The sequence below is a fragment of the Candidatus Sarmatiella mevalonica genome (genome assembly GCF_016751895.1).
Classification (GTDB): domain Bacteria; phylum Pseudomonadota; class Alphaproteobacteria; order Rickettsiales; family Rickettsiaceae; genus Sarmatiella; species Sarmatiella mevalonica.
Genome location: NZ_JACVVM010000066.1, coordinates 1 through 7,449, shown reverse-complemented (window position 1 = coordinate 7,449; position 7,449 = coordinate 1). Strand labels below are relative to the sequence as shown.

The following is a 7,449-nucleotide window of genomic DNA, read 5'->3' as shown; positions in this document are numbered from 1 at the left end:
TAACATCAATTAGCTGGGCCGCCTCTTCGTAACTTAATTCTCGATTCTTCTCAATTGCAACTAGACCAGCCATAAGCGGCTCTAGCTTCTTTATAATCCGGCTCACTCTTGATTCGTCAATGTTAAACATAAAGCCTATCTGCATCATTGTGCTATAAGTGCGAAGGTACATTAAAAGCATCAGGGTCATTTCTTCTAGACCTAATTTATAATTCCTCCCGAGACGTTTATATTGGCCTACGACTCTTTTATCCCAGATTTTTTCTAGCTTCTTTATTATTATTTCAAACTTTTCTAGCTCCATGCCAAATAATCTTAAAAAAAACTCTTGGATGTTTAGCAATTTTACTGTATCTTATCATTGTGTGTAGTCTCTTGTTGGTTAAAAATCAAGTTCTATACACGCTTTATAAAAAATATCAACCCCTCCCTGTAAGTAATTTCCAATTCTATATACTTACGCAAGAGGTCTATAGTATCAAAGAGCATTGTGCACTCAACGATGTTTTTCATTTAATTATATCTAAAAATTTATGGATAAATGAGGTAGCATTAGGTATAAAAACATCGAAAGGTATTATTGCCATCACTGGATGTAGCCACACTGGCGCGGTTAAAATCTGCAATATTATGCGTTTAGTTATGTGTGACAAAATACACGCTTTATTTGGAGGTTTTCATTTACTACGCTCGTCAAAATCAAAAATTAATAATATTGCGATGAGATTAAAAAATGATGATATTGGTTTCATAGCGCCATGTCATTGCACGGGAGATTTAGCTTTAGCAATACTCGAAAAAGAATTTAATCACCAATTTTTAAAAAATGGCGTTGGTTCTCAATACTTATTTGAATTATAAATCAATTCAAAAACCGACTTTTCAGACATTCCTAATATTTCAGGTCTTCGCAGCTATAAACTGAGTTGAGTTATAGATTAGACCTTTTTCGAATTTGCCCACGATGAGTAAATATAAGGAGTGTATGGGGTTCAGAACTCTTGAGCGTATATAGTAATTTAGGTTGAATTAGATATAATTTTTCGTTATAATGAAAAGAAAAATGACAAAAAGCTATAGCAATAATTTATAGTAATTTAGATTAGACCTCTTTCGAAACTCGCTCAATTAAGAGCAAATGCGAGGAGTATACGAAGCACAGAGCCGCAGCGTACATGAAGTACGTGAGGACTTGCGCATCGACAGCGTCGCCACAGTTGCCATCAGGAGTAGAGTTAGGAAAGAGGTCTATTGAATTAGGTATTTTAAATAATTTAAATTATATCTAATTCAACCTAAATTACTATAATATGCACTAAAGCAGTCTGGGTGTAAGTTTTATATTCTACGCATGGCATAGCTACCAGGCGCCTTTTCTAGATAATGCATCTTAGAGTAGTCTATCGCATTCACCATCTCCCCGCTATGCTGTTTAAGCCACTTTAACCAATAACCCCACCATGAACCAGCTATCTTTTTGCTAGACTTTTCCCACGCCATACTTCCAGAGTCGTGCACCGAATTTTCGTTGATCTTATAGTAATATTTACCGTCTTTTATTGGATTAATCACCCCAGCAACATGTCCGGAACCAGACAAACAGAACACTACATTAGAACCAAGTAATTTTGCGCTATAATAGGCAGCCTTCCATGGCACAATATGATCTCTTTGAGTTGCAAGACAGAAGGTTGGATATTTTATTTTTGACAGATTAATATCGCGCCCTAAAATTTGCAGAGCATTCGGTTCTTTTAAAATATTACCTAGATATAATTTCTTTAAACAAAAAATATACATCTTGCCAGAAAGATTAGTAGAGTCTGCATTCCAATACAATATATCTATTTTTGGCAAATCAGCCCCTAAAAAATATTTATTAATTATTACGGACCAAATCATGTCTTTTGCTCGCAAAACATTAAAAGTACGTGCTAAATATTTTCCGTGAAAATAGCCGGTTTGCTCCACCTCCTCTTTAATTAAAGCGAGTGTGCTTTGTGTAATTAAACCGCTTAACCTACCAGGCTTTGTAAAATCTAGCATTGTGGTAACAAAGGTTACGGCACTAATGAGCGTAGCATATTGAGTGTGTTGTAGATATGCGAGGGCGGTGGCGAGCATCGTGCCGCCTATGCAATAACCTAAAACGTTAATTTTGTTAAAATTTAATGCTTGAATGTGTTTTAAATTATCAATTACTCCTTCTTGGATATAATCTTCAAATCTTTTATGAAAAAGAGTTTGATCAGGATTTACCCAAGATATCACAAATACTTGGAAGTTATTTTTAACTAAAAAAGAAATGAATGAATTAGTCTTAGACAAATCAAAGATATAATATTTATTTATGCAAGGTGGCACTAAAAATATTGGTATTGCATGAGTTTTTGTTTTTGGTTTATAACAAATTAATTGAGTCAGATCATTTTGCGCAATTACTTTGCCAGGGGTAGCAGCAATATCCTTGCTAAAACGAAAGTGTTCTTGATAGTGGCCTATATTTAGCACATCCCTACACTTAGCTAAATCTTGTATAAGCTTATCTAATCCACTTAAAATATTCTGGAAATTTTGATCATAAGAATAATTAATAAAATCCTTCGCGCAAAATAGCTGATCAACAGAAACGAGTGCTGCAGACAATTGCTCTACTAATAAAATCCAGTATTCTTTATTGCTATTAGATATATACTGGTTCTTATGCAAAATTCTTGCATATTCCACCCAAAATCTCTCGAAGAGATGAATAGCTCTATCAACAGCACTTCCATCCTCTTTGCCACACATCATGTTATACATGTCTGCTATTGCGCTGTTCACTAAATCATAAAATTTTAGATAATAATCGAACTTCTGATGATAATTGTTAGAAAATAGCTGAAAGACTGTGTCGCAAGATAAATCGAGCATCGGGCTAAAATCGATAAATGGCACTTGCTTACCTTCTACATGCGTAACATGGTGTGCTAGGTGCTGCCATAATTCCTGCAACTTATAGATGATGAGTGAGGCGTTTTTGACTTGTGCATCAGTGTACATAACTCGCAAATAAATAAACCAAAAATAAAACATAAAAATATAAGAGCTATTATTAATAGTAACACTAAATCAGACGTTTAATAACTAAGTTAAGCAACTAATAGTATATATTTTATTCGTTAGATTTCTTTTTCGCACTATAGTAATTTAGGTTGAATTAGGTATTTTAAAGAAATAGCCTCATATAATTGATCAAATTATTTTCAATAAAAGACGTCAATGATTCCATCATAACTTTTTCCCGTAGGGAGCTGACAGTTGCTGCAGATTCTTTATTTTTATACAAAGCCAATTGATCTTCATGAAAATGAAGCGCATGGTCACTAAAAGGCTGATGATGACGCCACGTTCTGAGTCATCCATTCCTCTTTGCATAGCCAGCTGATACCATCCTTCGTGAGACTTCTAGTCTTGTATAAAAATCTCCACGAGCCAACGGAACGCATAGGCTTTTATTACATCAATATCAAACCATGTTGTATCATTAGCAATGAGATAACGATACTTTGATTCATTTTCATATTTTAGCGCGATAACATGTAGCTTTTTGTTGCGTGATTTCACTTTAAATTTAGCGCCACGGTAAGTGATTTTTTTATGGGTATGACGCAATTCAGTTTCTATTGTTTTTCCACTATAATTTTCGAAAAATTTAATATTAAAAAAATTCTTGGATGTTTCCTGATTTTTGTGTATGATATTGCCATATATGGAGTAGTTTTGTGTTGAAATAAACTCCATATATACCTTCTGCCTTGAAGAATCAAGACCTCTTTCTATCATTAGGCGATATATTCTCACTTACGCAACAGGTCTAGTGTCTAAAATTTATTCCCACGGTAGAAAAAGTAAAAATATAGTTGAAAGATTTTATAATCTGGTATAATAATGAAAAGCCTCGCCGGTCGATAGGATATCAACGTCTGGCGGGAGAAAGTTTAAGGATTTAAAAGTACGCCATTCTTAACCATATTTGCTCTAATATCGGGGGCATTACAGGTATACGGCTGAAAGTTTCCCTCTTGCTGCGCAAGAGTTTGTTCTTTTTATTTGCTAATGGTTCTTGTTCGAGTTTCAAAAAGAGGTCTAGCGATTAAAATTCTAAGTGACGCAACTCATCTAAACCTTGCTTATTAAAAAGTATACGATGTCCCACTCATCACTACTCGCCTTACAAGTTCTATTATTACCAGCAAATGGGTTGTTAGCACTGTTTTGCGCAAGATTTGCTAAATATCTCGTCCTTCTGTCTAGTATCGTGATTTTTGCTTGTTCTCTATGTCTGTTCATTCAATTACAAGAGCCTATTAGCTATGTATTTGGTGGGTGGGGCAAACAAATAGGCATAGAATATGTTATTACTAAACATAAACAGAGTTTAATTGTTCTAAGCAACATAATCTTCATGTCTTTCATTCTCCTCTCTCAGTTTAAACCAGAGCTTGAAAGCAAACTGAATATCAAATACGCATTAGCCTGCTTCTTGCACTTTGGCGTCGTTGGCATTTTACATACTAATGACTTATTTAATTTGTATGTTTTTCTTGAAGTGTCAAGTTTGAGCTTGTATGCTCTCATCGCTCTTTCTAACGCTAAGTCATTGCAGGTGTGTTTGAATTATCTAGTGTTTGGCACCATTAGTGCAACTTTTATTTTGTTTGGCATAGGGTTAGTGTTTGCGTTGACGGGTAATTTAAATATAGATCATGCCACATATCTTTTTCATGCTACGCATAGCTCCAAACTGCATCACGCCGCCTATGTAATGCTTTTAGTTGGGGCGGTTATTAAAATTGCCCCTCCTTTATTTAATCGCTGGGCATATAATGTGTATTTAAACATTAATCCGATCTTGCTTTTCTACCTTTCTCCAATCACGCTAATTTTAGGCTATCAGTTGTTGAATATTTCCTCTTATTTCATACCTCGTGCTGCGCAACTCGCCATGACCACTATACTGCAGTGCTACTTTGTTTTCTGCGCTCTTAGCGCCTGTTATCTTGCGCGCAACTACACAATGCGCAAATTGATTATAGATTATTCTTTTATTAGCCTCGCACTCTTTTTGCTATGCGGCGCATGTGGCGTGCATAGTGAAGCTTTAGAGCTGCTATTATGGACGGAAAGTCTGAATAAGATGGGTCTGATGTTGTTCTTGATATGGCCATTGCATTATAAAACGTATAATTCATGGGCTCGCATTAAACGCACGCTCTTCTATTGCGCACTGTTTTTTAGTTCAGGTATGCCTCCAACCCCGCTGTTTTATCAGAAGTGGGATATTATGATGTTTTTGATGAAAAATGGTCTATATATACCGCTCGCCACTTTTCTTTTGTCTTTGTTATTTTCTTATATCTGTCATTATCGTATGGCTGTGTTGGCGGTGCTACCAAGAACATCACTTGGAACATTGAAATAGCGGAGAGAATAATTTATGATTTTAGGGATATTTTAATTTGCGTTTTATGTTAATGTTTTGCACTTTATGTTAATGTTTGAGTTTTTGTTTAAGATTTACATATAGAGTTCAATTTGCGTTTAAAGTTTGTTTGTGGTCTAGAGGTTTATTAAGGAATGTATAATTTTGATTTTGCTATTATAGGAGGTGGGCCCATTGGTTTATTTGCAGCGTTTCAAGCTGGTATGCTTGGCATGAAAACTTGTATTGTGGAAGCATTAGATATGCTTGGTGGCCAATGCTCTGCCTTATATGCACAAAAACCAATATATGATATTCCAGCACATCCAAAGATTCTGGCGCAAGATTTTGTGCAGAATTTGATAGACCAGGCGATGCACTATCAGCCACAATTATTTTTAGAGCAAAAAGCTATTACTTGTAAAGATTATGAGCGCGATGGCCAAGAGGCGTTTATGATAGAAACAAGCAAGGGACAGATGATAAAGGCAAAAGCCGTGCTCATTGCGTCTGGTGGGGGGGCATTTGTGCCGAATAAACCTATGATTCAGAATATTGAGCAGTTTGAAAATAAATCTGTTTTTTACTCGGTGCAAAATGTTGAGCAATTTAGAAATAAAAAAATCATGATAGCGGGTGGCGGAGATTCCGCGTTAGATTGGGCTATAAACCTCAGCGCAATTGCTACAGTGTATCTTGTGCATAGGCGAGATAAGTTTAGCGCAATGCCTGCTAGCGTAGAGCATGCTATGCAGATAGCTAGTAATAGCAGCGCTTTAGAAATAATTACGAGCCACCAAATAAGAAGCGTTGAGGGCGTGCACGGATTAATTCGTAATGTGTGCATTGTTGATAATAATGAACAGGAAAGGACGCTGGAAGTAGACTATCTCTTGCCATTTTTCGGCTTAGTTAAGGATTTGGAGGATATTAAACACTGGGGGCTGGAGCTGCAAAGAGGGCATGTGGTTGTTTCTTATCCATTCTTTCAAACTAAAAGGGAGGGTATGTATGCTGCTGGTGATGTTGCCTATTACGAAGGTAAATTAAAATTAATTCTAGTGGGTTTTGCTGAAGCTGCTGCTGCCATTCATCATGCCTATCCTAGAGTGTTTGGTAAGGTGCATAATTTTAAATATTCTACGTCGTGCGTGCAGAGATGAGGTTATGAACTACGAAGTATCAACTCACATCTTATAACCTAATAAAAATCTCTTTCTGGAACTTTACTCCTGATGCGCACTCAGAATCGTTAAGTTACCGAATCTATGCTAGTCAGATATAGCTAAAACGTCATAAAAAGATTACAGCAGATAATATATATCTAATCTTTCAGGAGCGCACTAAGATGGGATAGAGTATAGCAATGAAGAGGCATCCCAAATTAAGCGGGAGTCAAATTAAAGAGCTGCAGGGATTTATCAGCGATACAAGTGATGCGAAGGAGTGCATTGAAACAATTACCCTTTTGACATGTTTAAAACGGCGTCAGATTTTCAGGTATCGCTATTTTACCTGGAAAGAGTGGAGATAGAGGTCGTACTGGGTACGATAATAGACCTCTTGCGTAAGTATTTAATTAACAATTAGCCAATGTGAAGGGTGAAGAAGGTTGTTCGTGATTATTAGACCTCTTTCCTAACTCTACTCCTGATGGCAACTGTGACGACGCTGTCGATGCGCAAGTCCTCACGTACTTCATGTACGCTGCGGCTCTGTGCTTCGTATACTCCTCGCATTTGCTCATCATGAGCGAGTTTCGAAAGAGGTCTATTTTAGCATCAAGCGGCAAGTAATTTATTAACGAAATCATTTTTGAAATTAACAATTCCAGCAACAATATTAAACTTTAGATTATAGCCCCTACGCTTATTGCGATATCTATGAGATAAAATACGAAAATTCTTTAGCTCTGCAATAATATTCTCAACCTTGATCCGCCTCTTAGATACAATATGGTTGTATTTCTTTTGCCAGTAAGTTAA

General features: G+C 36.2%; 8 protein-coding genes. 3 read left to right on the top strand and 5 right to left on the bottom strand.

Features of this window, described 5'->3' with window-relative positions; genetic code table 11:
• The coding region (locus Sarmat_RS05465; RefSeq protein WP_202149786.1) for a helix-turn-helix domain-containing protein at positions 1-343 on the bottom strand (343 nt) is incomplete at its 3' end.
• Positions 344-378: 35 nt separating this feature from the next.
• Here Sarmat_RS05465 and Sarmat_RS05460 point away from each other — a divergent pair.
• Positions 379-861, top strand: coding sequence for an MBL fold metallo-hydrolase (locus tag Sarmat_RS05460; protein WP_202149785.1), 483 nt, complete (start codon positions 379-381; stop codon positions 859-861).
• 477 nt (positions 862-1,338) lie between these two features.
• Here Sarmat_RS05460 and Sarmat_RS05455 read toward each other — a convergent pair whose 3' ends face one another.
• Together Sarmat_RS05455 and Sarmat_RS05450 are read right to left on the bottom strand one after the other, a co-directional pair.
• On the bottom strand, positions 1,339-3,042 hold the full coding sequence (locus Sarmat_RS05455) for a PHA/PHB synthase family protein (protein ID WP_202149784.1): 1,704 nt from the start codon (positions 3,040-3,042) through the stop codon (positions 1,339-1,341).
• A gap of 405 nt (positions 3,043-3,447) precedes the next feature.
• Complete coding sequence (locus tag Sarmat_RS05450; RefSeq protein ID WP_202149783.1) at positions 3,448-3,783, bottom strand: hypothetical protein; 336 nt, start codon at positions 3,781-3,783, stop codon at positions 3,448-3,450.
• 406 nt (positions 3,784-4,189) lie between these two features.
• Here Sarmat_RS05450 and Sarmat_RS05445 point away from each other — a divergent pair, with 406 nt between their 5' ends.
• Together Sarmat_RS05445 and Sarmat_RS05440 are read left to right on the top strand one after the other, a co-directional pair.
• Positions 4,190-5,464, top strand: coding sequence for a proton-conducting transporter transmembrane domain-containing protein (locus tag Sarmat_RS05445; protein ID WP_202149782.1), 1,275 nt, complete (start codon positions 4,190-4,192; stop codon positions 5,462-5,464).
• A 155-nt stretch (positions 5,465-5,619) separates the two neighbouring features.
• Positions 5,620-6,627 (top strand): NAD(P)/FAD-dependent oxidoreductase, encoded by a 1,008-nt coding sequence (locus Sarmat_RS05440; RefSeq protein WP_202149781.1) that lies wholly within the window; start codon positions 5,620-5,622, stop codon positions 6,625-6,627.
• Between the two features lie 416 nt (positions 6,628-7,043).
• Here the strand turns inward: Sarmat_RS05440 and Sarmat_RS05435 are convergent, their stop codons facing one another.
• On the bottom strand, positions 7,044-7,214 hold the full coding sequence (locus Sarmat_RS05435; RefSeq protein WP_202149780.1) for a hypothetical protein: 171 nt from the start codon (positions 7,212-7,214) through the stop codon (positions 7,044-7,046).
• A gap of 31 nt (positions 7,215-7,245) precedes the next feature.
• Positions 7,246-7,449, bottom strand: a 204-nt coding sequence (locus Sarmat_RS05430; RefSeq protein ID WP_279611763.1) for a transposase family protein, incomplete at its 5' end; no start/stop codon positions are given.